The 23,798-nt window shown below is 71.1% G+C and carries 23 protein-coding genes, 1 pseudogene and 1 riboswitch; of the genes and pseudogenes, 15 read left to right on the forward strand and 9 right to left on the reverse strand.

What is annotated here, in order from left to right:
- Window positions 1-101 precede the first annotated feature (101 nt).
- The gene (locus AC0699_RS18155) at window positions 102-542 is read left to right on the forward strand and encodes a VOC family protein (protein ID WP_478661105.1); all 441 of its coding nucleotides are present in this window, start codon (window positions 102-104) and stop codon (window positions 540-542) included.
- A 181-nt stretch (window positions 543-723) separates the two neighbouring features.
- Window positions 724-1,542, forward strand: coding sequence for a DUF899 domain-containing protein (locus tag AC0699_RS18160; RefSeq protein ID WP_478661107.1), 819 nt, complete (start codon window positions 724-726; stop codon window positions 1,540-1,542).
- Here the strand turns inward: AC0699_RS18160 and hisN are convergent.
- Window positions 1,536-2,336: a histidinol-phosphatase gene (gene hisN, locus AC0699_RS18165; protein ID WP_453668407.1), complete on the reverse strand. Its 801-nt coding sequence runs from the start codon at window positions 2,334-2,336 to the stop codon at window positions 1,536-1,538. The two genes, AC0699_RS18160 and hisN, sit on opposite strands and share 7 nt — an antisense overlap.
- Window positions 2,337-2,480: 144 nt before the next feature.
- Here hisN and AC0699_RS18170 point away from each other — a divergent pair, with 144 nt between their 5' ends.
- Window positions 2,481-3,107: a TetR/AcrR family transcriptional regulator gene (locus AC0699_RS18170; RefSeq protein ID WP_478661110.1), complete on the forward strand. Its 627-nt coding sequence runs from the start codon at window positions 2,481-2,483 to the stop codon at window positions 3,105-3,107.
- On the opposite strand, the gene AC0699_RS18175 is transcribed toward AC0699_RS18170, so the two are convergent.
- The 4 genes from AC0699_RS18175 to AC0699_RS18190 form a co-directional block, all read right to left on the reverse strand.
- Window positions 3,073-3,396: a DMT family transporter gene (locus AC0699_RS18175; protein ID WP_478661112.1), complete on the reverse strand. Its 324-nt coding sequence runs from the start codon at window positions 3,394-3,396 to the stop codon at window positions 3,073-3,075. The genes AC0699_RS18170 and AC0699_RS18175 overlap by 35 nt on opposite strands.
- Before the next feature lie 145 nt (window positions 3,397-3,541).
- Window positions 3,542-4,555: a ribosome small subunit-dependent GTPase A gene (gene rsgA / locus AC0699_RS18180; RefSeq protein WP_478661114.1), complete on the reverse strand. Its 1,014-nt coding sequence runs from the start codon at window positions 4,553-4,555 to the stop codon at window positions 3,542-3,544.
- A 16-nt stretch (window positions 4,556-4,571) separates the two neighbouring features.
- Window positions 4,572-5,912 carry a 3-phosphoshikimate 1-carboxyvinyltransferase gene (aroA, locus tag AC0699_RS18185; RefSeq protein WP_478661116.1) on the reverse strand — a complete coding sequence of 447 codons (1,341 nt, stop codon included), beginning with the start codon at window positions 5,910-5,912 and terminating at the stop codon, window positions 4,572-4,574.
- A gap of 68 nt (window positions 5,913-5,980) precedes the next feature.
- Window positions 5,981-6,673 carry a M50 family metallopeptidase gene (locus AC0699_RS18190; RefSeq protein WP_478661119.1) on the reverse strand — a complete coding sequence of 231 codons (693 nt, stop codon included), beginning with the start codon at window positions 6,671-6,673 and terminating at the stop codon, window positions 5,981-5,983.
- A gap of 49 nt (window positions 6,674-6,722) precedes the next feature.
- Here AC0699_RS18190 and AC0699_RS18195 point away from each other — a divergent pair, with 49 nt between their 5' ends.
- From AC0699_RS18195 to AC0699_RS18235, 9 genes are all read left to right on the forward strand, one after another.
- Complete coding sequence (locus tag AC0699_RS18195) at window positions 6,723-7,538, forward strand: SOS response-associated peptidase (RefSeq protein ID WP_478661121.1); 816 nt, start codon at window positions 6,723-6,725, stop codon at window positions 7,536-7,538.
- Between the two features lie 102 nt (window positions 7,539-7,640).
- Window positions 7,641-8,282 carry an alpha/beta hydrolase family protein gene (locus AC0699_RS18200; RefSeq protein WP_478661123.1) on the forward strand — a complete coding sequence of 214 codons (642 nt, stop codon included), beginning with the start codon at window positions 7,641-7,643 and terminating at the stop codon, window positions 8,280-8,282.
- A gap of 331 nt (window positions 8,283-8,613) precedes the next feature.
- Window positions 8,614-9,261 carry a sigma-70 family RNA polymerase sigma factor gene (locus AC0699_RS18205; protein ID WP_453665098.1) on the forward strand — a complete coding sequence of 216 codons (648 nt, stop codon included), beginning with the start codon at window positions 8,614-8,616 and terminating at the stop codon, window positions 9,259-9,261.
- Window positions 9,258-9,554: a mycothiol system anti-sigma-R factor gene (gene rsrA, locus AC0699_RS18210; RefSeq protein ID WP_453665096.1), complete on the forward strand. Its 297-nt coding sequence runs from the start codon at window positions 9,258-9,260 to the stop codon at window positions 9,552-9,554. Before AC0699_RS18205 ends, rsrA begins: the two co-directional genes overlap by 4 nt.
- A gap of 257 nt (window positions 9,555-9,811) precedes the next feature.
- Entirely contained in the window at window positions 9,812-11,194 is a 1,383-nt protein-coding gene (locus AC0699_RS18215) for an HD-GYP domain-containing protein (protein WP_478661126.1), read from the forward strand.
- Window positions 11,191-12,534: an HD-GYP domain-containing protein gene (locus tag AC0699_RS18220; protein ID WP_478661128.1), complete on the forward strand. Its 1,344-nt coding sequence runs from the start codon at window positions 11,191-11,193 to the stop codon at window positions 12,532-12,534. Before AC0699_RS18215 ends, AC0699_RS18220 begins: the two co-directional genes overlap by 4 nt.
- A gap of 184 nt (window positions 12,535-12,718) precedes the next feature.
- On the forward strand, window positions 12,719-13,726 hold the full coding sequence (locus AC0699_RS18225) for a tetratricopeptide repeat protein (protein WP_478661434.1): 1,008 nt from the start codon (window positions 12,719-12,721) through the stop codon (window positions 13,724-13,726).
- A gap of 62 nt (window positions 13,727-13,788) precedes the next feature.
- Window positions 13,789-14,430 (forward strand): peptide deformylase, encoded by a 642-nt coding sequence (gene def, locus AC0699_RS18230; protein ID WP_478661130.1) that lies wholly within the window; start codon window positions 13,789-13,791, stop codon window positions 14,428-14,430.
- Between the two features lie 185 nt (window positions 14,431-14,615).
- Window positions 14,616-15,353 carry a D-Ala-D-Ala carboxypeptidase family metallohydrolase gene (locus tag AC0699_RS18235; RefSeq protein ID WP_478661132.1) on the forward strand — a complete coding sequence of 246 codons (738 nt, stop codon included), beginning with the start codon at window positions 14,616-14,618 and terminating at the stop codon, window positions 15,351-15,353.
- Between the two features lie 6 nt (window positions 15,354-15,359).
- Here AC0699_RS18235 and AC0699_RS18240 read toward each other — a convergent pair whose 3' ends face one another.
- From AC0699_RS18240 to AC0699_RS18255, 4 genes and pseudogenes are all read right to left on the reverse strand, one after another.
- On the reverse strand, window positions 15,360-16,325 hold the full coding sequence (locus AC0699_RS18240) for a helix-turn-helix domain-containing protein (RefSeq protein ID WP_478661135.1): 966 nt from the start codon (window positions 16,323-16,325) through the stop codon (window positions 15,360-15,362).
- 260 nt (window positions 16,326-16,585) lie between these two features.
- The gene (locus tag AC0699_RS18245) at window positions 16,586-17,614 is read right to left on the reverse strand and encodes a ribonucleotide-diphosphate reductase subunit beta (RefSeq protein WP_478661137.1); all 1,029 of its coding nucleotides are present in this window, start codon (window positions 17,612-17,614) and stop codon (window positions 16,586-16,588) included.
- On the reverse strand, window positions 17,614-19,992 hold the full coding sequence (locus AC0699_RS18250; protein ID WP_478661140.1) for a ribonucleoside-diphosphate reductase subunit alpha: 2,379 nt from the start codon (window positions 19,990-19,992) through the stop codon (window positions 17,614-17,616). The genes AC0699_RS18245 and AC0699_RS18250 overlap by 1 nt, the downstream gene beginning before the upstream one ends.
- Before the next feature lie 130 nt (window positions 19,993-20,122).
- Window positions 20,123-20,265: riboswitch (cobalamin riboswitch) on the reverse strand.
- 52 nt (window positions 20,266-20,317) lie between these two features.
- Window positions 20,318-20,630 (reverse strand): annotated as a pseudogene (locus AC0699_RS18255) (hypothetical protein).
- A gap of 312 nt (window positions 20,631-20,942) precedes the next feature.
- On the opposite strand from AC0699_RS18255, the gene AC0699_RS18260 reads away from it, so the two are divergent.
- The 3 genes from AC0699_RS18260 to pstA are packed head-to-tail and all read left to right on the forward strand — an operon-like array spanning window position 20,943 to window position 23,762.
- Complete coding sequence (locus AC0699_RS18260; RefSeq protein ID WP_478661142.1) at window positions 20,943-21,434, forward strand: hypothetical protein; 492 nt, start codon at window positions 20,943-20,945, stop codon at window positions 21,432-21,434.
- Window positions 21,431-22,468, forward strand: coding sequence for a phosphate ABC transporter permease subunit PstC (gene pstC, locus AC0699_RS18265; protein WP_478661144.1), 1,038 nt, complete (start codon window positions 21,431-21,433; stop codon window positions 22,466-22,468). The genes AC0699_RS18260 and pstC overlap by 4 nt, the downstream gene beginning before the upstream one ends.
- 1 nt (window position 22,469) lies before the next feature.
- Window positions 22,470-23,762 (forward strand): phosphate ABC transporter permease PstA, encoded by a 1,293-nt coding sequence (pstA, locus tag AC0699_RS18270; protein ID WP_478661147.1) that lies wholly within the window; start codon window positions 22,470-22,472, stop codon window positions 23,760-23,762.
- Window positions 23,763-23,798 lie beyond the last annotated feature (36 nt).

The raw sequence follows: 23,798 nt of genomic DNA on the forward strand, positions 1-23,798 counted from the left end.
TCCCGGAGGACCGGGCGGCCATTCTCCTTGAGCCATCAGCGGCAACCTCGCATCAGCCACACCCGGTCCTCCCGGACCGCCAACATTCTTAAGGACCCGGCATGACGATCCAGCGGATGGACAACGTCCTCATCGTTGTCGACGACCTTGACGCTGTTGTTTCGTTCTTCGTCGAACTTGGCATGGAGCTGGAGGGCAGGGCGCCGGTCGAGGGACGTTGGGTGGAGCGTGTCATCGGGCTCGACGACGTCCGACAGGACATCGCAATGCTGCGGACCCCGGACGGCCACGGCCGAATCGAGCTGGCGATGTTCCACACGCCGAAGGCGATCAGCGCCGAGCCGAAGGACGCGCCGGCGAACACGCTGGGCATTCGCCGCATCATGTTCGCCGTCGACGACATCGAGGACGTCGTTGCCCGCCTGCGCACCCACGGCGCCGAACTCGTCGGCGAGCTGGTGCAGTACGAGGACAGCTATCGGCTCTGCTACGTCCGCGGCCCCGAGGGCATCATCGTCGGACTGGCCGAGCAGCTCGGCTGAAGGCCGCCGAAGGGACCCGGCACCCGAAGGATCATCCGGGAACCCGCGCCCCGGGAGGTGCGCCGGACCGGCGGTCGCGCGCCCTGCCGCGATGAGTTCCGGCCGGGTCGCGAGTCTCTTCCGGTGGGCGTCGTGGGACGTCGTACGACGCTGCCCGGCACGAGACACCACGGAGGACACCATGACGACCACGCCAGGCAACGCGAGCAGCAACCTCCCCGGCAAGCCGCCGGTCGTCGACCTGGCCACCTGGCAGGCGGCGCGCGAGGAGTTGCTGGTCCGGGAGAAGGCGCACACCCGTGAGGGCGACGCGATCGCCGCGGCCCGGCGGCGGCTGCCGATGGTCGAGCTCGACGGCGCGGTCGAGGTCACCGGAGCCGACGGGCCGGTCCCGTTCCTCGACCTGTTCCAGGGCCGCGACGAGCTCGTGGTCTACAAGCACATGTGGTACGACGGCGCGCCGCACCAGGGACAGTGCGAGGGCTGCACCACCACGGCCTGGCATGTGAAGGACGCCGTCTACCTCAACGCCCGCGGCGTCTCGTTCGCCGTCCTGACCTCGGGCCCGTGGGACGAGGTGGCCCGCTACGTCGAGTTCATGGGGTACACCCAGCCCTGGTACTCGGTGCGGGACGTGGAGGCGCCGGTCGGTGGAGAAATGGGGCACATCGTCTGTTTCCTGCGCGACGGCGACCGCGTGTTCCTCACCTACTCCACGACGGGCCGTGGCAACGAGCCGGTCAACGGGTCGCTCGGCCTGCTCGACATGACGCCCTACGGCCGCGGCGAGGCGTGGGAGGACAACCCCGAGGGATGGCCCGTGATCGGCGATGTCCGCGAGGGGTACCCGTCCGAGGGCCGCCAGGCCTGCTGGTACTGGCGCTCGGACGCCGACGGCGTCGCCACGTGGGGCCCGACCAGCCGGCCCGTGCCGCAGTGGACCCGCCCCGGCGCGACCCCCGTGGAGACCCTCGGCCGGCAGGGGCACGCGAGTCAGTAGCGCTGGTTGAGGTAGCCCAGCAGTTCCTCGTGCAGCAGCCCGTTCGACGCCGCCGCGTTGCCGCTGTGCGGCCCCGGGGTTCCGTCCAGACCGGTGAAGGTGCCGCCGGCCTCCTGCACGATGATCGCGTTCGCCGCCATGTCCCACAGCGACAGCTCGGGCTCCGCGCAGATGTCCACCGAACCCTCGGCGACCATCATGTACGGCCAGAAGTCGCCGTACGCGCGCGTGCGCCAGACCTCGCGGGTCAGGTCCAGGAACCCGTCCAGCCGACCCCGCTCCTCCCAGCCGCTCAGCGAGGAGTACGCGAACGACGCGTCCGAGAGGTCCGCGACCTTCGACACCCGCATCCGGGTCGCCGAGGACAGGCTGCGGCCCGTGTAGGCGCCCGCGCCCTTCGCCGCCCACCAGCGGCGGCCCAGTGCCGGCGCCGACACCACACCGACGACCGGCTGGAAACCGCCCTCGCCGGCCTCCATCAGGGAGATCAGCGTCGCCCAGACAGGGACCCCGCGGACGTAGTTCTTCGTGCCGTCGATCGGGTCGATCACCCAGCGCCGCGGGCCGGTGCCCTCGATGCCGTACTCCTCGCCGAGGATCGCGTCGCGCGGCCTGGCGCGCTGGAGCTGGGAGCGGATCAGCTCCTCGGCCGCCTTGTCGGCCTCGCTCACGGGAGTCATGTCCGGCTTGGTCTCGACCTTGAGGTCGAGCGCCTTGAACCGGTCCATGGTCGCCGCGTCGGCGGCGTCCGCGAGGACATGGGCGAGACGCAGATCATCGTGATAGTCGGCCATGACCGGCACTCTATCTCCGGGATCTCGGAGGCGGAGTCGCGGTCCGCCCCGGCGCGAAGACCGTCCCCGCGCGCCCCGTGCTCTTGACAGTCGGTGGTCACCCGTCAACTCTGAGCGCAGAGCCGCAGGGCCCGGGAGGCCATGATGCCCACAGCGCGAGAAGCACTGCTGAACGCCGCTCTCACCGCTCTCTCCGGCCTGCCCTGGTCAGGGATCCGCATGGTCGACGTCGCCTCGGCCGCCGGGGTCTCGCGGCAGACGCTCTACAACGAGTTCGGCAGTAAGGACGGCCTCGCCCGCGCACTCGTGCGGCGCGAGGCCGACATGTATCTCCACGGCGTGGACCGGGTCCTCGCGGAGCGGGCCGGGAGCGGGGAGCAGCTGGTGCGGCTCGCGGAGTGGACCGTCGGGGAGGCCCGCGCAAGGCCGCTGCTGCGCGCCCTGCTCACCGGCTGCTGGGGAGAGCGGCTGCCCGCCCCTCGGCCCGCGAGCAGGTCGGCCGCCGCCTCCGTACTGCCGGCGCAGCGCCGTGCGGATGCCGGGCACCCGGCGCCCGCCGAACTGGTCGCCGCGGTACGGGACCGCTCGCTGGCCGCCCAGGAGCCGGGCAGCCGCCGGCGTACGAAGGAGGAGAGCCTCGACCTCGCCCACCGCTGCGAGCTGGCCGTGCGGCTCGCGCTGGCGCATGTCGTCGCGCCCGCCCCCGAGGAGATCGGTCAACTGGTCCGTACAGCCCTCAATGGGCAGGGCTCGAGAGCTGCAGGCCGATGACGCCGGAGATCACCAGTGCGATCGAGACGATCTTCAAGGTCGAGGCCACCTCACCGAGGAAGATCATTCCGTAGATCGCGGTGCCCGATGCGCCGATGCCCGTCCATACCGCATAGGCGGGACCGACGTCGAGCTTCCTCAAGGACAGCGTCAGCAGCCCGAAGCTGCTCATCGCGAAGACGGCGAACGCGATCGTCGGCCAGAGACGCGTGAAGCCGTGCGACAGCTTGAGACAGATCGCGAACCCTGTCTCCAGGAGTCCCGCGACGACTACCAGCAGCCACGCCATGGTGAGTGCCTCCCGCGTCCGCGTCCGTGACTGCTTCGTCTCACTTGGTGCGATTATGCACTTACCAGCAGCGGGCGGTCGCAAACGTGCGCGGGGCGGTCGCCTTCGCGTCGCCGCGGGTCGGTCGCCTTCGTGTCGCCGCGGCTCAGTCGCCTTCGCGTCGCTCGCGCGTCGCCAGCAGTCGCCTCAGTGAGTAGAGACGCGCGGGATCGGCGTTCCCCTGAGCCACCCAGTCGTCCAGCGCGCAGTCCGGCTCGTCGTGCGAACAGGCGCGCGGACACCCCTCCGTGCCCGGCTCCAGATCCGGGAAGGCGTGGATGACGCGGGACGGGTCGACATGGTGCAGCCCGAAGGAGCGCACACCCGGGGTGTCGATCACCCACCCGTTGTCCTCGCCCGCGAGGGGGAGAGCGAGCGCCGAGGTGGTGGTGTGCCGGCCGCGGCCGGTGACCGCGTTCACCACGCCCGTGCTGCGCCACCGGTCCTTCGGGACGAGGGCGTTGACCAGAGTCGTCTTGCCGACGCCGGAGTGGCCGACGAACGCGGTCGTTCGCCCCCTGAGGTGCTCGTAGACCCGGTCGGCCGCGACGCCGCCCACGAACTCGTCGCGGGTGGTGACGATGTGGGGGACACCGAGCGCGCCGTACATCTCCAGCAGTTCGTCCGGCGAGGCCAGATCCGACTTGGTCAGCACCAGTAGCGGCTCCAGGCCGCCGGCGAACGCCGCGACCAGACAGCGGTCGATCAGCCGCGGGCGCGGCTCCGGGTCGGCGAGGGCCGTCACGATCGCCAGCTGGTCGGCGTTGGCGACGACGACGCGCTCGTACGGATCGTCGTCGTCGGCGGTGCGGCGCAGGACGGACCGGCGCTCGCCGATCCGGACGATGCGGGCGAGGGTGTCCTTCTTGCCGGACAGATCGCCGACCAGCTCGACCCGGTCGCCTACCACGGCGGCCTTGCGGCCCAGCTCACGGGCCTTCATCGCCATGACCGTGCGGTCGTCGACGAGACATGTGAGCCGGCCCCGGTCGACGGTCAGGACCATGCCCTCCGCCGCGTCCTCGTGCTTGGGGCGGATGTTCGTACGGGGACGGTTGCCCTTGGGGTTGGGGCGCTGGCGGATGTCGTCCTCGTCGGTGTGCTTGCCGTAGCGGCGCATCTCCGGCCGTCCCCGCTCAGTTGCCCGCGAGCATGTCGGTCCACATCCTCGGGAAATCGGGCAGGGTTTTGGCCGTCGTCGCCACGTTCTCGATCTCCACTCCGTCGACGGCGAGTCCGATGATCGAGCCGGCCGTCGCCATCCGGTGGTCGTCGTAGGTGTGGAACACCCCGCCGTGCAGCGGGCGCGGGCGGATGTGCAGCCCGTCCTCGGTCTCGGTGACATCGCCGCCGAGCTCGTTGATCTCCTTGGTGAGCGCGGCCAGCCGGTCCGTCTCGTGCAGCCGCAGATGCGCGACACCGCGCAGCGTCGAGGGGGAGTCGGCCAGGGCCGCGACCGCGGCGATGCCCGGGGTCAGCTCGCCGACCTCGCTCAGATCGACGTCGATGCCATGGATCCGGCCGGTGCCGGTGAAGGTCAGACCCGCGTCCGTGAGCTCGCAGGAACCGCCCATCTCGGTGAAGATCTCGCGCAGCGCGTCACCTGGCTGGGTGGTGTGCTCGGGCCAGTCGGGCACGGTGACCCGGCCGCCCGTCACCAGCGCCGCCGCCAGGAAGGGCTGGGCGTTGGACAGATCCGGCTCCACGGTCAGGTCCCGGCCGAGCAGCGCACCGCTGCGCACCCGCCAGACGTTGGGCTCGCCGCCGGTCTCCGGCTCGTCGACCTGCGCCCCGACCGTACGGAGCATGTCGACGGTCATCCGGATGTGCGGCATCGACGGCAGCCGGGAGCCGATGTGCCGTACCTCCACGCCCTGGTTGAAGCGTGGCGCGGAGAGCAGCAGGGCGGAGACGAACTGCGAGGACGAGGAGGCGTCGATCTCCACGGGGCCGCCGTCCAGCGCTCCGCCGCCGTGGACGGTCATCGGGAGGGAGCCGCGGCCGTCGTCGTCGATCCGGGCGCCCAGCGCGCGCAGACCGTTGATCACGCCGCCCAGCGGACGCTCGTAGGAGCGCGGGTCGCCGTCGAAGCGGATCGGACCGTCGGCGAGGGCGGCGACGGGCGGCAGGAAGCGCATCACCGTGCCGGCGTTGCCGACGTCGACCGTCGTGGGGCCGTGCAGCCCGGCCGGGATTATCCGCCAGGCCTCGCCGCTGTCGGGGCCGCCGGTGGCGGTGGAGCTGGAGGAGACCTGCTCCTCGATGCCGACGCCCATGGCCCGCAGGGCCTCCGCCATCAGCAGGGTGTCGCGGGAGCGCAGCGGCCGGCGCAGCCAGCCGGGCTCGGCGGCCAGTGCCGCCAGCACGAGCGCGCGGTTGGTGACCGATTTTGATCCGGGCACGGTGACCGTCGCGTCGACGGGTCCGCTTGCATGAGGGGCGGGCCAGAGGGCGGGGTGCACGGAGCTCTCGGTCATGGCCATCACTTTAATGGCCCCGGGCGGCCGCAGCCGTTCCATGACCGGTCACGGAGCTCCGTGAACGATCACAGGCCGAGCAGCCAGCGACCGCCACCGATCAGCGAGCACAGCGATACGGCATGGAAGAGGAACAGCCACATCGCGGGCGGCGCATGCGTCAGCCGGGCCAGCTGGTCGGCGTCCGAGTCGGGCGCCCCGCCGTGCCGCCGCTTCGCCTGCAGCTCGAAGGCCGGCCGTACGCCGCCGAGCAGCAGGAACCACACCGCGGCGTACGCGAACGCCGCCTGCACCGCCGGATCGGTCAGCCAGGACACCAACAGGAATGCCGCACCGGTGAGGATCACGGTGAGTGCCCCGTACGCGTTGCGGATCATCACCAGCATCGCGATCAGCAGCGCGGTCGCCACCCACAGGAGCAGCGTGATGCGGTGCGCGGCGAGCAGCCAGGCGCCGCCGAGTCCGAGCAGCGGCGGGGCGGTGTAGCCCGCGGCCGCGGTGAGGATCATGCCGGGGCCGGTCGGCCTGCCGCGGCTGACGGTGAGGCCGCTGGTGTCGGAGTGCAGCCGGATGCCGTACAGCCGGCGACCGGTGGCCAGGGCGATCAGGCCGTGGCCGCCCTCGTGGGCGATCGTGATCGCGTTGCGGGACAGCCGCCACAGCGTGTGCGGGACGACCGCGACGAGAGCGAGCGCGGCCGTGCCTATGACGAGCCACTGCTCGGGCGCGGGCTGGGTGCCGAAGACTTCGGGTGTGACCATTTCCGGGGTGGCTCCTCGGGAGGCTCGGGGTCGTGGCAGTGTGGCACTTATGTGCGGACGGTATGCAGCGAGTCGCAGGCCCGAGGACCTGACGGGACTCTTCCAGATCGAGAAGTGGGAGCCGGCGGAGACCCTGGCTCCCGACTGGAACGTGGCTCCGACAAAAGAGGTCTACGCGGTGCTCGAACGTCCTCTGAAGGACGCGGACGACCGCCGCCCGGTTCGCCAGCTGCGGAAACTCAAGTGGGGACTCGTCCCGTCGTTCGCCAAGAACCCCGAGGGCGCGGCCCGGATGATCAACGCCCGTGCGGAGACCGTCCATGAGAAGCCCTCCTTCCGCCGGCCCTTCCTCGCCCGGCGCTGCATCCTGCCCGCCGACGGCTACTACGAGTGGGTCACCGGCGCCGACGAGCGGCAGCTGGAGGTGGAGGGGAAGAAGAAGCGGCCCCGCAAGCAGCCGTACTTCGTGACCCCCGCCGACGGCTCGGTCTTCGCGATGGCGGGGCTGTACGAGTTCTGGCGCGACCGGACCCTGCCGGACGACCACCCGCAGTCCTGGTGGGTGACCTGCTCGGTGATCACGACCGAGGCGGAGACGAGCCCGCTGGCCGTCGCACCCGCCGACGGCCCCCACTCGCTGTCCGACATCCACCCGCGGATGCCGCTGATGCTCACGGAGGACCGCTGGGACGCCTGGCTCGACCCGGCCCGCACGGACGTGGAGGAGCTGCGCACGCTGCTCGCGCCGCAGCCGCCCGGGCTGATGCGGGCGTACCCCGTGGGCACGGCCGTCTCCAATGTCCGCAACAACGGACCTGAGCTGCTGGAGGAGCTGGCGGCCCCTGAGGTCGGCACGCTCTTCTGAGGTTTCCGGTCTCTGAGGTTTCCGGGTTCTGAGGGTTACGGCTGAGGTTCCGGTGCTCGTGCTTCCTGAGGTTTCCGGGGCTCGTGGTGTGACACTGCTGACGTGACACAGAGCGAGATCGTCGAGACACCCGCCGGGGACGCCCGCATCACCTGGCACCCGGCCACCGGCAAGGCCCGGCTCGTGCTGGCCGTCAGCCATGGCGCGGGCGGCGGCATCGGCGCCCGCGACCTCCAGGCGCTCGCGGCCGAGCTGCCCGCCGCCGGGGTGACCGTGGCCCTCGTGGAGCAGCCGTGGCGGGTGGCGGGCAAGCAGGTCGCGCCCGCGCCGAAGACCCTGGACACCGGCTGGCGGGGGCTGTGGCCCGCGCTGGAGAGGCAGGGGCTGCCGATCGTCGCGGGCGGGCGCAGCGCAGGGGCGCGGGTCGCCTGCCGCACGGCGCGTGAGCTGGGCGCTCGCGCCGTGCTCGCCCTCAGCTTCCCCCTGCACCCGCCGGGCAGGCCGGAGAAGTCCCGGGCCGAAGAGCTCCTCGGCGCCGGAGTTCCCGTCCTTGTCGTCCAGGGCGGCAACGACTCGTTCGGGAAGCCGGAGGAGTTCCCCGACGGGGAGTACGAGCTGATCGAGGTGGACTCCGCGGACCACGGGCTCACCGTGCCCAAGCGGGCGGCGCTGACGCAGGAGGAGGCCCTGGCCACCGTCGTCGCCGGCGTACGGAAGTGGATCACGGCCCTGCCCGGATCCTGAAGGCCGCACCTGACGCCGGATCCTGAAGGCCGCACCTGACGCCGGATCCTGATGGCTGCATCCTGACGGCCGGATCCTGACTGCGCCCTGTGCCCGGGAATAGCGGAGGGCGGACCCTCTGTTGTGTCCCACGTCAGTACAGGAGCGTGGAGAGGGAGTCCGTCGCATGGGTTCGACCATCTGCCCGAGCAGGTCGCAGGGCGCTGACCTGGAGTGGACAGTGCTGCGTGCACCCAAGGCGACCCCCATTCGGACGGCGGGCGGTGCGGTTGGTCGTCTATCCTCCGATTCGAGCGGGTCCGGTTTCGGTCTCGCCACAGCGGAGGAGGAGGTGGGTCCGGTCACTGGGACCGACGACAGCCGCATGGACGAGACGGCTGCCGAGCGCAACGCACGCTTCGAGCGGGACGCACTTGGCTACCTCGACCAGATGTACTCGGCCGCGTTGCGTATGACGCGCAACCCGGCCGATGCCGAGGATCTCGTACAGGAGACGTACGCGAAGGCCTACGGGTCCTTCCACCAGTTCCGTGAGGGCACGAACCTCAAGGCCTGGCTGTACCGGATTCTCACGAACACCTTCATCAACTCGTACCGCAAGAAGCAGCGCGAGCCGCAGCGCAGTGCCGCCGAGGAGATCGAGGACTGGCAGCTCGCCCGCGCGGAGTCGCACATGTCGACCGGTCTGCGCTCCGCCGAGTCCCAGGCGCTCGACCACCTGCCGGACTCCGATGTCAAGGAAGCGCTGCAGGCGATCCCCGAGGAGTTCCGCATCGCCGTGTATCTCGCGGATGTAGAGGGCTTTGCCTACAAGGAGATCGCGGACATCATGGGAACGCCCATCGGTACGGTGATGTCCCGACTGCACCGGGGCCGCCGCCAGTTGCGCGGCATGCTCGAGGACTACGCCCGTGATCGCGGGCTCGTTCCCGCGGGCGCCGGGGAGTCGACGAACGATCGGAAAGGCGCGGGCTCATGAGCTGCGGAGAGCCGCACGAGACTGACTGCGCAGAGGTACTCGATCATCTTTACGAGTTCCTCGACCGGGAGATGCCCGACAGCGACTGCACCAAGTTCGAGGTGCACTTCGAGGAGTGCTCCCCGTGCCTGGAGAAGTACGGCCTGGAGCAGGCGGTGAAGAAGCTCGTCAAGCGCTGCTGCGGCCATGACGACGTGCCGGTGGATCTGCGGGCCAAGGTCATGGGCCGGATCGAGCTGATCAGGTCCGGTGAGACCGTGCCCGAGCACGACCTGACGGCGGGCGCGGAGTAACCAGGCGCTGAGCACGCGCTGAGCAGTCGCGGAACGGTCGGGGAGCAGCAGCGCTCCGCCGGCGGACCGGACACAGGGGGCGCACCGGACGGTGCGTCCCCTTCGCGTATCCGGTCGGCGTGCCCGCAGGGGACACGCCCGTCCGCCCTCGCACCGTGTCACCCGATGGTGCTAATCGGTCGCTTCCGTCCGCCGTGGTCACCCCAACTCGCTAGCCTTGCGCTCGATTTGGGGCGTCCGAGGAGGGCTGAGGGCGGGTGAGAGTCATTCCCGGAGCGGCGCGGGTGTACATCCTGTGTGCCGTCGTGAGTGCCGCTGTGTGCGCGCTCCCCGCCCTGTGCCCCGGGGCTGGTACCGCCTGGGGCACGGTCGCGCTGCTCGCGGCGCTGTACGCGGTGTGCGAGATGCCCGCCCGGTTCCCCGTCCTGGGACGGGTCGTCGGCGGATCCGTACCGGTCGGCGCCGGATCGTTCTTTCCCGTGCTCCTCGCCGCCGCGCTGCTCCTGCCGCCCGCGGCCGCGGCGCTGGTCGCGGCACCGGGCGCGCTGCTCGCCCACGTCGAACAGCGCCCCGCGGGCATCCGCCGCGTGTGGCGGGCGGCCCAATCGGCCCTGGCCGCCTGGGCGGCGTCCCGGGCGGCCGTCCTCCTCGGCGGCCCGGCCGCGCTGAGCGCCGCCGACTTCCCGTACGCCCTGCTGCCCGCGTTCGCCGCCGCATTCACGTACTGCCTGGTGCTGACCGCGCTCGACGGCGGCATCCTCGCCACCGCGGAACGCGTCCCCGTCCGCGCGGCGTGGCGCGGACTGCTGCTGCGCTCCCTCGCGCCGCACGCCGTGCACGCAGCGGCCGGGCTGATGATGGCCGTGCTGTGGCGCAGCCCGTACGGTCCGCTGTCCGCGCTCTTCGTGCTGCTGCCGATGTACATCTCCTGCTGGGTCTTCGCGCAGTACCACCGCGAGCAGGGCGCTCACCGGTCCACCATCCGCGCCCTGGTGCAGGCCGTCGACATCAAGGACAAGTACACCCGCGGCCACAGCGAGCGGGTGGGCCGCGCGTCCGTACTGATCGCGCGTGAGCTGGGCATGGACGAGGAGCGCCTCGAAGTGCTCCGCTTCGCCGGGATCCTGCACGACATCGGCAAACTGGGCGTACCCACACGCGTGCTGCGCAAGGACGGACCGCTCACCCCGGAGGAGCGCCGCGTCATCGAGCTGCACCCCGAGTACGGGCACGAGATGGTCCGGGGCATCGGCTTCCTCGGCGAGGCCCGCGCGGCGATCCTGCACCACCACGAACGGCTCGACGGAAGCGGCTACCCGTACGGACTCGCCGGCCGCCAGATCCCCGAGTTCGCCCGTGTGGTCGCCGTCGCCGACGCCTTCGACGCGATGACCTCGACCCGCTCGTACAGCAGGGCGCGGCCCGTCGCCACCGCGGTCAAAGAGCTGAAACGCTGCGCCGGAACCCAGTTCGACCCCCGGATGGTGCGCGCCCTCGTCCGCGCTCTCGACCGACACGGCTGGCAGACGGGGGTCACCGCCGACGAGCCGCACGTGCCCGCCCAGCCGCCCTCGGAGTGCCCCTCCGTCCCGGCCGGGCCCGTCTCCGCTCCGGCGGCACGGCACGGGCGGAGCGGATGACACCGAGGGTCCCGGTCACCGTTCTGGGCGTGTACGGGGCCGCTGCCGCGCTGACCGGAGCCGGGCTCGGCTGGACCCTGTGGAACGGCGTCGCGGAGCCGGGCACCGCGCTCGCGTTCGGCGTGCTCATCGCCGTCGGTGAGGCCACCCGACGGGGTGCACCGCCCGGCACGGGGGTACTGCCCCCGGCTGCGCCGGGGGGATCCCCACCCATGCTCGAAAAGCCATGGGGGAGGGAGCCCGCGCCGCTCGCGTCCGCCGGGGCACTGGCGTACGCGCTGCTCGGTGAGAGCGGCGGGCGGGCCACCACCCATGGCGTCCTCCAGGTCGTCGCGGTCGTCGTGGCGGGCGCCCTCGCCGGGGCCGTACCGCACATCGCACGCGGCCGCGGGCCCGCGCTCGACCATGTCATGCGCCGCGTGCTCACCGTGGCGTTCGCCGCGGTCTGCTTCCAGCCGCTCTACAACTCGGGCGCCCTTGCCGAGCGGCTCGGCAAGGGGCCGTACTACGTGCTCTACCTGCTGCTTCTGCTGCTGCTGACCGCGCTCTGCGACGCCGTGCTCGCCGCGCTGATGCTCCGCGCCCGCACCCTCCCCCGTGGCGCCCGGCGCGCGGGAGGTACGCCCGTCCCGTACGGTCCGCTGCTGCGCGACGAGCTGCGTGCGATGATCGGCATCGGCTCCGCCGTCTGTGCGACCGGCGCCGTCATGGCGCTCGGCGCCGCTGTCGCCGGGCTTTGGGCGCTGCCCGTCTTCTCGGTACCGCTCCTGCTCACCCAGATGTCGTTCCGGCGGTACGCGGCCGTGCGGATCACTTACCGGCAGACCATCTCCTCACTCGCACGGGCGACCGAGATCGCGGGCTACACCCCCCACGGGCATGCCCTCAGGGTGGCCGCGCTGAGCACCGCCGTCGGCCGCGAGCTGGGGCTCTCGGGGCCCGAGCTGACCGTTCTGGAGTACGCGGCGCTGATGCACGACATCGGGCAGCTCTCCCTCGTCGACCCGGTCCCGGAGGGTGCCACCGCTCTGCTGCCGCTCGCCGAGCAGCGCAGGATCGCCCTGCTGGGCGGCGCCGTCGTCCGCCAGACCGGGGTCCCCGCGGCCGTCGCGGTGGTCGTCGAGCGCCAGGCCGACCCGTACCGGGAGCAGCCCCTGGCCGCCCGTATCGTCCGCACCGTCAACGCGTACGACGATCTCACCGGTGAAAGTGCCACAGGCGCGCTCACGGCTCTGGAGCAGCTCCGTCTCGGCACCGCCCACGACTACCAGCCGGAAGTCGTCGAATCCCTCGCCCGCGTCCTGACCCGTCGCGGGGCCGGCCCGGAGGGCCTCGGCTGAGGGGGTGGTGGCGGGCGACGGGCGGGACTCAGCCCCGCTCAGGCTGGGTAACCCATGGGTAATGAGCGGGCGTCCGACCGGGCATGGTTGGATGCGAAAGTAGGGAGCACTGAGCGAGACGTACACAAAGACACTCAGACAAGTGTCCGGGGGCAATGACCCGAGCGACCGGCAGGCGGGAATCGTGAGGATCTTCGGGAAGGTACGGCATCGGCCCTCCGCCTCGTGGCGGCAGGCCACCGACCGCGCGTTCACGCTGATCGGCGACGGCCGGTACGAGGACGCGGGCGCGCTGCTGACCCGTGCGGCGGATCTGGAGCCCTGGCTCTCCGAGTCCTGGTTCAACCTGGCCCTGCTGCACAAGTTCCGGCACGACTGGGAACAGGCGCGCGCCGCGGGCCTGCGGGCCGTCGCCCTGCTGGACAAGGAGACCGGCGCCCCCGACTGGTGGAACGTGGGGATCGCGGCCACCGCCCTCCAGGACTGGCCGCTGGCCCGCCGGGCCTGGCAGGCGTACGGGCTGAAGGTGCCCGGAAGCCCCTCACGCGCCGGAAGCGGCGGACCGGGCGCCGCGGGCGGTGAGCCCGTCGGGATGGAGCTGGGCAGCGCCGCCGTACGGCTGTCGCCGGAGGGCGAGGCCGAGGTGGTGTGGGGCCGCAGGCTCGACCCGGCCCGGATAGAGGTGCTCTCCATCCCCCTGCCGTCGTCCGGCCGCCGCTGGGGCGAGGTCGTGCTGCACGACGGCGTACCGCACGGCGAGCGCACCACCGCCGCCGGACACAGTTTCCCCGTCTTCGACGAGATCGAGCTCTGGGCGCCCTCGCCCGTCCCCACCTGGGTGGTGCTGCTGGAGGCCGCCACCGAGGACGACCGGGACGCCCTGGAGCAGCTCGCCGCCGACGCCGGATTCGCCGCCGAGGACTGGTCGTCGTCGGTGCGGCTGCTCTGCCGGGCCTGCTCCGAGAGCGTGATGCCGAGCGCCGAGGGTGACGGTGAGCACCTGGACCCGCACGACCACAGCGAGCCGGGCCACCCGGGGCCGCTGGGCCACCGCACGGCCGGCGACATGTGGGTGCCGGAGCGTGAATGCGGTATCGCGGCGCCCGCCGCTCTGGTGCGCGGGCTGCTGGACGGCTGGGTCGCGGACAGCCCGGACAGCCGCGAGTGGCGGGATCTTGAGGAAGTCTGCTGACGTCGGGCCGTAGTCTGTATGGAGCAATCAGACGGGCACCCGAGGAAGGCATACGGCGGACAATGGCGCAGCAGGAGACGGACCAGCACACGGACCAGCAGGTCAACGATGGTTTCGTCGTGGACACGGAGGACTGTGAGGAGCGCGAGCGGGCGTACCGCGAGCGTGGCACGGCCCGTCCGATCACCGTCGTCGGCAACCCGGTGCTCCACAAGGAGTGCAAGGACGTCACCGAGTTCGACGACAAGCTCGCGGCGCTGATCGACGACATGTTCGCCAGCCAGCGGGCGGCGGAGGGCGTGGGCCTGGCCGCCAACCAGATCGGTGTGGACCTGAAGGTCTTCGTCTACGACTGCCCCGACGACGAGGGTGTGCGTCACACCGGCGTCGTCTGCAACCCGGTGCTGCAGGAGCTGCCGCCGGAGCACCGCAACCTGGACGACTCGAACGAGGGCTGCCTGTCCGTCCCGACGGCGTACGCCTCGCTGGCCCGCCCCGACTACGCCGAGGTGCACGGCCAGGACGCCGAGGGCAAGCCGGTCAAGGTGCGCGGCACCGGCTACTTCGCGCGCTGCCTGCAGCACGAGACGGACCACCTGTACGGCTACCTGTACATCGACCGGCTGTCGAAGCGGGACCGCAAGGACGCGCTGCGGCAGATGGCCGAGGGCACGCCGCGCTACGAGGTCGTCCCCAACGATTGATCCGTCGCCGTCGCCGTCGCCGTCGTTCGCGTCAGCGCCCCGCTCCGTCGACCGGTGCGGGGCGCTGCCGTTACCGCCAATGGGCGGGCAAATGACAGCTGCCGTGGCCCTGTTGACGCGCGTCGACCGCCCCGCCAGTCTCTGGGTGCAGCTCCCACATCCGGTGGACTCGTCATGGAGGACCGATGCCCAGACGCACCGCACGACTCCTGCTGTCCTTTGTCATGCTCATGGCCGCCTCGCTCGGCGGGGTCGTGGCCACGGCCGGCACCGCACACGCCGACGGCTGCTACACCTGGTCCCGCACCCTCTCCCAGGGGACGTCCGGCGCCGACGTCACCCAGCTGCAGATCCGAATCGCCGGATACCCCGGCTACGGCGCCGTCCTCGCCATCGACGGCGACTACGGCCCGGCGACCGCCGCCGCCGTCAAGCGCTTCCAGTCGGCCTACGGACTCGCCGCCGACGGCGTCGCGGGACCCGCCACCTTCAGCAAGCTCTACGCGCTCCAGGACGACGACTGCACCCCGGTCCACTTCAGCTACGCAGAGCTGAACGACTGCAACTCCACCTGGGCGGGCGGCGCGGTGAGCGCCGCCACCGCCAAGTCCAACGCGCTGCGCACCATGTGGAAGCTGGAGGCGATGCGGCACGCACTCGGCGACCAGCCCATCACCGTGACCAGCGGCTTCCGCTCACAGGCCTGCAACGACGCGGTCGGCGGGGCCTCGGACAGCCGCCACCTGTACGGCGACGCGGCGGACCTCGGCGCCGGACCCCACTCCCTGTGCAAGCTCGCCCAGCAGGCCCGCAACCACGGCTTCAACGGCATCCTCGGCCCCGGCTACCCGGGCCACGGCGACCACACCCACGTCGACCACCGCGCGAGCCGCTTCTGGTCCGCGTCCAGCTGCGGGATCTGAGCCCCCTCAGGCCACGCGTACCGGCCCGCGGAAGGTGCGCCGGTACGCGTTCGGCGTCGTCCCGAGCGTACGGAGGAAGTGGTGCCGCAGAGCGGCCGCGTTGCCGAAACCGGCGCGGCCCGCGATCGCGTCCACCGTGTCGTCCGTGGCCTCCAGCAACTCCTGTGCCAGCAGCACCCGCTGGCGCAGGAGCCAGCGGTACGGCGTCGTCCCCGTCTCCTGCTGGAAGCGGCGCGCGAAGGTCCGCGGCGACATATGTGCCCGTTCCGCCAGCTGCTCCACGGTCATCTCGCGGTCGAGATGCCGCTCCATCCAGGCGAGCACCTCGCCCACCGTGTCGCAGCGGGTGCGCGGCAGCGGCCGGTCGATGTACTGCGCCTGCCCGCCGTCCCGGTGCGGCGGCACCACCATCCTCCGGGCGATCTTGTTGGCGACCTCCGGACCGAACTCGCTGCGAACGAGATGCAGGCAGGCGTCGATCGCGGCCGCGGTGCCGGCCGACGTGATGACCGGCCCCTCGTCGACGTACAGCACATCGGGGTCGACGAGTGCCCGCGGGTGGCGGCGGGCCAGCGCGGCCGTATGGCGCCAGTGGGTGGTGCAGCGCCGCCCGTCGAGCAACCCCGCGGCCCCCAGCACGAACGCGCCGGTGCACACGGACAGCACGCGCGCGCCCCGGTCGACGGCCGCGCGAAGCGCCTCCAGCAGCGCCTCGGGGTACTCGCGCTCCTCGTAGTCGCTCCCGGTCGGCACGGCGATCAGATCGGCCTCCGCCAGCCGTTCGAGCCCGTGCTCGACGTGCAGCGTGAACCCGGCGTGGGTGCGCAGCCGCGGCCCCTCCGCGGAGGCCACCGCGAAGTCGTGGACCGGGAGTCCGTCATCGCTGCGATCCAGGCCGAAGACCTCGCAGAGGACGCCGAGTTCGAAGGGGTGCACGCCGTCGAGCAGGACGGCCGCCACGTTCTTCAGCATGGATTCAGTGTGGCAGTAATTCGATGGTTGCTGACAGTCCTGCCACTGATGTTTCCGGGGCCCGGCGACGACAGTGGAGGCATGAACACATTCCTCAACTACCTCGTCACCCTGGGAGTTCTCCTCGTTGTCGGCCTTCCCGCGTTCATCGGGCACGCAAGGGACCGCGCCATCGGCCGCCGGCTGCGTGAGGCGGAGCGGGCGGGGGCTCGGACCGTCACCCGGCCCGGGCCCCCGCCCGCACGTGTCCGGCCGAGCCGTCAGAAGTCCTCGTCCAGGTCGACGGAACCCTCGACCGCCACCTGATATGCCGAAGGACGCCGCTCGAAGAAGTTCGTCAGCTCCTGGACGCCCTGGAGCTCCATGAAGGAGAACGGATTCTGCGAGCCGTAGACCGGGGCGAAGCCCAGCCGGGTGAGCCGCTGGTCGGCGACGCACTCCAGGTACTCGCGCATCGACTCGGTGTTCATGCCCGGCAGGCCGTCACCGCACAGATCGCGGCCGAACTGCAGCTCCGCCTCGACGGCCTCCCGCAGCATGTCGGTGACCTGCTGCTGGAGTTCCTCGTCGAAGAGCTCCGGCTCCTCCTTGCGGACCGTGTCCACGACCTCGAAGGCGAAGTTCATGTGCATCGTCTCGTCGCGGAACACCCAGTTGGTGCCGGTCGCCAGGCCGTGCAGCAGACCCCGGGAGCGGAACCAGTAGACGTACGCGAAGGCGCCGTAGAAGAACAGCCCCTCGATGCAGGCCGCGAAGCAGATCAGGTTCAGCAGGAAGCGGCGGCGGTCGGCCTTCGTCTCCAGCCGCTCGATCTTCTCGACCGAATCCATCCACTTGAAGCAGAACTGCGCCTTCTCGCGGATGGACGGGATGTTCTCGACCGCGTCGAAGGCGGCGGCGCGGTCCTCCGGATTCGGGAGGTAGGTGTCCAGCAGCGTCAGATAGAACTGGACGTGCACGGCTTCCTCGAAGAGCTGCCGCGACAGGTACAGGCGCGCCTCGGGGGAGTTGATGTGCTTGTAGAGCGTCAGCACCAGGTTGTTCGCGACGATCGAGTCGCCGGTCGCGAAGAAGGCGACCAGACGGCCGATCAGGTGCTGCTCACCGGGGGAGAGCTTGGCGAGGTCGGCGACGTCGGAGTGGAGGTCGACCTCCTCCACGGTCCAGGTGTTCTTGATCGCGTCCCGGTAGCGCTCGTAGAAGTCCGGGTAGCGCATGGGGCGGAGAGTCAGTTCGAAGCCCGGGTCGAGAAGATTCTTCTCGGCCTTGCTGTCGTTCGCGGTGGTCATTACTGGCAGGCCTCGCAGGACTCGGGGTTCTCAAGGGAGCAGGCGATCGCGTCGGCGTCGGGGGCCGCCTGCTGTACGGGGATGGGGGCGGCGGCGGCCGCGGTGCCGGACGCGGCCCGGGCGATCCGGGTCGCCGGGCGGGAGCGCAGGTAGTACGTCGTCTTCAGGCCCTGCTTCCAGGCGTACGCGTACATCGAGGAGAGCTTGCCGATGGTCGGCGTCTCCATGAAGAGGTTCAGCGACTGCGACTGGTCCAGGAACGGCGTGCGGGCGGCGGCCATGTCGATGAGGCCGCGCTGCGGGATCTCCCATGCCGTGCGGTACAGCTCGCGCACATCCGCCGGGATCCAGTTCAGGCCCTGCACCGAGCCGCTGGAGTCGCGCAGCGCCTCGCGGGTCTGCGCGTCCCACACGCCCAGCTTCTTCAGGTCGTCCACCAGGTAGGAGTTGACCTGCAGGAACTCGCCGGACAGCGTCTCGCGCTTGAAGAGGTTGGAGACCTGCGGCTCGATGCACTCGTACACGCCCGCGATCGAGGCGATGGTCGCGGTCGGCGCGATGGCGAGGAGGAGCGAGTTGCGCATCCCGGTCCCGGCGATCCGGGCGCGCAGCGCCGCCCAGCGCTCGGGCCAGTTGAGTTCCACGTCGTAGTGGTCCGGGTGCAGCACACCTCGCGCCGCGCGGGTCTGCTCCCAGGCGGGCAGCGGGCCGCTGCGCTCGGCGAGGTCGCAGGACGCCTCGTACGCCGCCAGCATGATCCGCTCGGCGATCCGCGTCGACAGGGCCCGGGCCTCGGCCGAGTCGAACGGCATCCGCAGTTTGAAGAAGACGTCCTGGAGACCCATCGCGCCCAGGCCCACCGGGCGCCACTTGGCGTTGGAGCGGCCGGCCTGCTCGGTCGGGTAGAAGTTGATGTCGACGACCCGGTCGAGGAAGGTCACGGCGGTACGGACGGTCTCGTCCAGCCGCTCCCAGGCGATCTCCGCGCCGTCGGCTCCCTCTTCGACGAAGGCGCCGAGGTTGACCGAACCGAGGTTGCAGACCGCCGTCTCGCCGTCGTTGGTGACCTCGATGATCTCGGTGCAGAGATTGGAGGAGTGGACGACCGTGCCGGGCTCGGCGGTCTGGTTCGCGGTCCGGTTCGAGGCGTCCTTGAACGTCATCCAGCCGTTGCCGGTCTGGGCGAGCGTGCGCATCATGCGGCCGTAGAGGTCACGGGCCGGGATCGTCTTGCGCGCGAGCCCGGCGGCCTCCGCCTTGCGGTACGCGGCGTCGAAGTCGTCGCCCCACAGGTCGACCAGTTCGGGCACGTCGGCCGGTGAGAACAGCGACCACTCGGCGTCCGCGTTCACCCGGCGCATGAACTCGTCGGGGATCCAGTGCGCCAGGTTGAGGTTGTGCGTACGGCGCGCCTCCTCGCCCGTGTTGTCGCGCAGCTCCAGGAACTCCTCGATGTCCGCGTGCCAGGTCTCCAGGTAGACGCAGGCGGCGCCCTTGCGGCGGCCGCCCTGGTTCACGGCGGCGACCGAGGAGTCCAGCGTCCGCAGGAACGGCACGATGCCGTTGGAGTGGCCGTTGGTGCCGCGGATCAGCGAACCGCGGGAGCGGATGCGGGAGTAGGAGAGGCCGATGCCGCCCGCGTGCTTCGACAGCCTCGCGACCTGGTGGTAGCGGTCGTAGATCGAGTCCAGCTCGTCCAGCGGGGAGTCCAGCAGATAGCAGGATGACATCTGGGGGTGGCGCGTGCCGGAGTTGAAGAGGGTGGGGGAGGACGGCAGGTAGTCCAGCCGGCTCATCATCCCGTACAGCGCGGCGACTTCGTCGAGAGCCCGGACCGAGTCGTCCTCCGCCAGGCCGGCGGCTACGCGCAGCATGAACTGCTGCGGTGTCTCGATGACCTTGCGGGTGATCGGGTGCCGGAGGAGATAGCGGCTGTAGAGGGTGCGCAGGCCGAAGTAGCCGAAGCGGTCGTCGCCGGCGGGGTCGATGAGCGTGTCGAGGCGCCCGGCGTGGGTCTGTACGAACGCGGCCGTGCGGTCCGCGATCAGGCCCTCGCGGTGGCCGACGGCGACGGAGCCGGAGAAGGCGGCCGCCCCCTGTGAGGCGGCCTCCTCCGCGATGGTGAGGGTGAGCAGCCGGGCGGCGAGCCGTGAGTAGGCCGGGTCCTCCGAGATCAGTCCGGCGGCCGCTTCGGTGGCCAGCTCGCGCAGTTCGGCCTCGTCCGAGCCCGCGTGACGGCCCCGGAGCGCGGCGGCGGCGACGCGGCCCGGGTCGGTGTCGGGGAGATCGGCGGTGAGGTCGGTAAGGGTCCGCAGCAGCGCGGTACCTGGCCCGTCGGGCAGCTTCGTTGAAGCAGGATCGGGCGGCGCGATGGTCACGGGGTGCTCTCCCTCGCTCGGCTGGGGGCCGGCGGGGCACAGGGGCACGGGCGCACGCGTCTGAGAGCCGGTGCGCCGCGTCCACCGGCCTGTTCCGCGAGGCCCGGACGTGTCGGCACCCGGGCCGGACGGACCGGGTGCGTTGCCGACAGGTCCTCGGACTCGTGGGTATGCAAAGGAGCGAATGCAGACCAACTCACCGTTGCGGGACAGTTCCGGATTTCCACCGGATTCCCCTGCTGCGGCAACGGAGTCGAGCATACATGTAGGGGCGGGTCGATGCCGCGCCCCCCACATGTTGTGTCGCGGTGGTGTGGCTCACCCCTCAGAGCTCAAGCGCGTACGTCAGCAGGGGATCGAGGCCTGTCAGCGGTTCCCAGTCCCGCCCCGGGGTCCGTACGAAGCCCAGACGCTCATGGATGCGTTGGGCGCCACGCATCCGCCGCTGGGTCGACAACACCAGCCGACGGCACCCCTCGAGGGCCCGGGCCCGCTCGACCGGACACATCCCGCAGCACGGCGAGACAGGGGTCCTGCTCCCCGAAGTCCAGCAGTCCGTCCCCGAGATACGCCTGCGCGGTGAGTTCCCCGAGGGCGTCGTACTCTTCCGGCTCCAACGGTCTGATGGTCGCATCCATCCCGGCGGTCTGCCGCGAACAGGCCACGTGATTCCGGTTCCGCAGGTCACGGGCTTCCAGGGGCCGGCGGTCGTCCGGGGCCGGGGCGGAGGCCGCGCAGCGTCACCGGAACCGTGATCACGATTACCTTGAGTTCCCCGGAGCTTCCCATTCATTTTCCCTCCGTTCGGCCTTCACCTCGCCGTGCACACAGGCCCTACACAAGCCGCGAGCGTCGGGTGCGCTCGGGGATGTCTTCCCGCCACAGGCGAAGAGCGCATGGGCGGAGGACGGGAGGGGGTGGTTTCGATGGTTCGGCCGCGGTTCTTGTACGTGATGCGCGTATCGCCGCAGAGACCTGAGGAGGAGAAGCCGGTCGGGTGGCGGCTGATCGGGGCGAACAACCGCGAACTGGGACGCAGCGCCGAAGCGTTCGCCGGCCCCGAGGACTGCGCTGCCGCGCTGATCGAACTGCGTGAGAAGGTCGCCGAGGCCCGTGTGCTGCTCTCCATGCCGGACGCGGCGGGCAGCTGGACATGGCGCCTCGAACTCGACGGGCGGGCCGTCGCGGTCGCGGGCCGGCCCTATCAGCGCCAGCGCGAATGCCAGTACAACCTCAGCCAGTTCCTGGCGGCCGTTCCCGTGGCCCGGCTGGCCGAGGGGATGCCCAGCAGGCCCCGGCTGCGCGGAGTGCCGCTGCGCGGGGCCGCGGAACCGGCGTCCACGTGTGCGGAGCAGGACGACGAGGGCCACGCGCCGGCGGCCGGGTCCCTCGCACGGACCGACTCCCCCACGCGGGCCGTCGCCGGGGCGGGTGCCCGATGACGCTTGCCATGCCCGGGCTCCACAAGCCCGAGCCGGATCCCGACCACGCGGACGCGGCGGACAAGCCCCGCTCACTGCGCAGCAGGGGAGTACTGGCGGACCGGATCTTCCGGGGAGGCGCGCGCGGCAGCGGCGCCATCGTGCTGGTCGTCATGCTGCTGGTCGGCGTCTTCCTCACCTACCGCGCCAAGCAGGCACTCGACGTCGCCGGGTTCTCGTTCCTGACCACATCGGCGTGGGAGCCGGACTCCCATCGCTTCGGCATCGCCGCGGTGATCACCGGCACCGTGCTCATCGGCCTCGTGGCGATCTGTATCGCGGTCCCGCTCGCGATGGGCACCGCCCTGTACATCTCGGAGTACGCGCCGCGGAAGCTGAAGCGGACACTCGTCAGCCTCGTCGACCTCATGGCCGCGGTGCCGAGTGTGGTCTACGGCCTGTGGGGCGCCTTCTTCCTGCAGGGGTACATCGTCGGGCTCTCCCGCTGGCTCACCACCTACTTCTCCTGGATCCCGCTCTTCGAGGTCGACGGGGCCGATCCCACCGACCCGCTGGAGACCACGACCGTCTACACCTCCTCCACCTTCATCGCGGGCGTCGTCGTGGCGCTCATGGTCACGCCGATCGCCTGCTCGGTGATGCGCGAGACCTTCTCCCAGGCGCCTCCGGGCGAACGGGAGGGCGCATTCGCCCTCGGCGCGACCCGGTGGGGAATGATCCGCGCGGTCGTCCTTCCCTTCGGCTGGGGCGGTGTGATCGGCGGGACCATGCTGGGCCTCGGCCGGGCCCTCGGCGAGACGATCGCCGTCTTCATGATCATCTCCCCTGTCTTCGCCGTGCAGCCGCACATCCTGCAGAACGGCGCCAACTCGGTGTCGGCGCTGATCGCCCTGCGCTACGGCTCGGCGAGCGAGTTCGGCATGTCCGCCCTGATGGCCGCGGGACTCGCGCTGTTCCTTATGACCCTTGTCGTGAACTTCATCGCCTCGTCGATCGCGGCCCGCAGCCGCTCCGGCAGCGGGGCGGAGGCCTGAGATGACCGACCTGCTCAAGGAAGACGTCCGCGCACAGCAGCCCGCGCGGACCGTACGGCCGGCGGCCGGGGTACGGGACGACTCCCCGGAAGTCCGCCGGAACACCTCGTCCGTGCACGCCTCCGACCTCCTCGCCCTGGCGGGCGCCGCCGTGGGATCGCTCGCACTGACGGTGCTGCTGTTCGTCTGGGTGGCCCCGTTCGACTCGGTCCTGGGCTTCGTCGTCGTCGCCTATCTGTTCTTCCTCGGCCTGTACGCGGTGCTCGTCTCGTTCGACGAGAGCAGCGTGGCGGTACGGGACAAGGTCGCAGCGGTGCTCTGGCAGAGCCTGGCCGCACTGCTGCTGGCCGCTCTGGTCCTGGTCGTGGTGTACACCCTGTGGCGCGGCCACTCCGCGCTGGTGCACCTCAACTTCTTCACCGAGGACATGTCGCGCACCGGCCCGCTGCAGCCGCTCTCCGACGGCGGCGTCCTGCACGCGATCGTCGGCACGCTGCAGCAGATCGCCATCTCGCTGGCGATCACGGTGCCCCTGGGACTGGCCTGCGCGGTGTTCCTCAACGAAGTACCGGGCCGTTACGCGCGGTTCGTCCGGACCATCGTCGAGGCCATGACGGCACTGCCGTCGATCGTCGCCGGTCTGTTCATCTACGCCACGGTGATCCTCATCCTCGGCGTCGACAAGTCCGGTTTCGCCGCGGCCCTCGCCCTCGGCGTGATGATGCTGCCCATCATCATCCGCGCATCCGACGTGGTCATCCGGCTGGTCCCGGGCTCGCTGCGGGAAGCCTCGTACGCCCTCGGCGCGAGCCAGTGGCGCACGGTGTGGACCGTGGTGCTGCCCACCGCCCGCTCCGGACTGACCACCGCCGTGATCCTGGGCACCGCACGCGGGATCGGCGAGACCTCGCCGGTGCTGCTGACCTCGGGCTTCACGGCCGACCTCAACGCCAACCCGCTCAGCGGCCCTCAGGTCTCCCTGCCGCTGGCCACCTTCCAGCTGGTGGGCTCTCCCCAGCCCAGCCTGATCGCCCGTGGATTCGGCTCCGCGGCGCTGCTGATGGCGCTCGTGCTGCTGCTCTTCATCCTGGCCCGTGTGATCGGCGGGCGGGGCCCCGGCGAACTGACGCGCAATCAGCAGCACCGCCGGGTCCTCGCATCGCGCCGTGACGTCGAGCGCATGAGCAGGCGTGCCGCGCGGCACGCCCAGGCCCCCGGGGGTGTGACGGGGTCACCGTCCGGCGCGGAGGCACCCTCCGACGCCCCGCCCGCCCCGCCCGTTCCGTCCGCGTAGCCGTACGCGCGGCGGCCCCGCGCCGCCCCTTCGCCA

Source organism: Streptomyces sp. NPDC043870 (genome assembly GCF_056435785.1).